Raw genomic sequence first — 962 nt, 5'->3', positions numbered from 1 at the left:
ATATTGGGAAGAGTACCGTCATCCTCTTACCTAAATATTACGTCGGTTGATAAAGATCTTTACATTTTCAACGAATTTTCGAGGCCTCTTTTCTTGTGTAAACGATTTTAAATATCCCAGCCCCCAAGTAAAGGGGGCTGTTCGAAACGCTACCTGGAACGTGTTCTGTTGTAAAAAGTGTATCCATATTTATCTTCTACGGGGGCGTTTAATCAAGCCATTCCTCGCCATTCCCTGATGTCGTTCTCCGAGACATTAAATCAATTTTCATCTTTATAGGATGGGCGGGGACACTATATCCGTCAGGTGTATTATCAGAATGGTGAGACAGAATAACGTTATTTTTCCCTGCCGGAAAAAGAATTCCCCCCTTGACCGTATTATCGCTGTCCATTAGCGTCATCACGTTGATGAATGATCCGGTCGCTTGTGGGGATCACCTTCGGGCAGCGACAACAACACTCCCGTAGCCTGCAAGGGAGTACACACTGTGTGGTACATCTGCCCACCTTTGGAAGCAGATATCGTCTTTATAGATGATGAAGGTTATTTAATCCTACCTGGCACTACGCCAGTCACCCGGACGGGGAACATGCTTCCCGTCGGGCAGGGTGTTCTCCGTCTTTTTTTATTCACAGGAGAACATCATGCAAGAAGGTGACCTTATCATGCTAGACAGTCCCGCGCTGTCTGCCGTGTTTCCCGGCAAAAAACCGCTGGAACGGTTGTTTCTGGGGTTTCTGATTGCCAATACCGCCGTCCAGTTATGCGCTGAATACCGCTATGAATGCTGGGACAGGCGGGATGCCTCTGAGCAGCTGACCTATATGGTGCCGACGTCCGCCGCCACGTATTCTGTCTGTCTGCCGGATAATGCGTTAACTATCACACTTTCTGCCGACGCGTTCGGGCTGGCGGTGACAACAGCGGTGTTTGCCCGTATCGCGGTGCTGGATGAACCC

At 49.0% G+C, this 962-nt stretch carries 2 protein-coding genes; one reads left to right on the top strand and one right to left on the bottom strand.

Features of this window, described 5'->3' with window-relative positions; all coding sequences use genetic code 11:
- Positions 1 to 208: 208 nt before the first annotated feature.
- Positions 209 to 406 (bottom strand): hypothetical protein, encoded by a 198-nt coding sequence (locus Xenpb_RS19335; RefSeq protein ID WP_222943053.1) that lies wholly within the window; start codon positions 404 to 406, stop codon positions 209 to 211.
- Between the two features lie 262 nt (positions 407 to 668).
- Here Xenpb_RS19335 and Xenpb_RS19330 point away from each other — a divergent pair.
- On the top strand, positions 669 to 962 hold a 294-nt coding region (locus Xenpb_RS19330; protein ID WP_255523220.1), incomplete at its 3' end, for an antirestriction protein.

The organism is Xenorhabdus sp. PB62.4 (assembly GCF_014467285.1).
In the GTDB taxonomy this organism is placed as follows: domain Bacteria; phylum Pseudomonadota; class Gammaproteobacteria; order Enterobacterales; family Enterobacteriaceae; genus Xenorhabdus.
The sequence above is the reverse complement of the archived record's forward strand: the minus strand, read 5'-3'. Positions and strand labels throughout refer to the sequence as shown.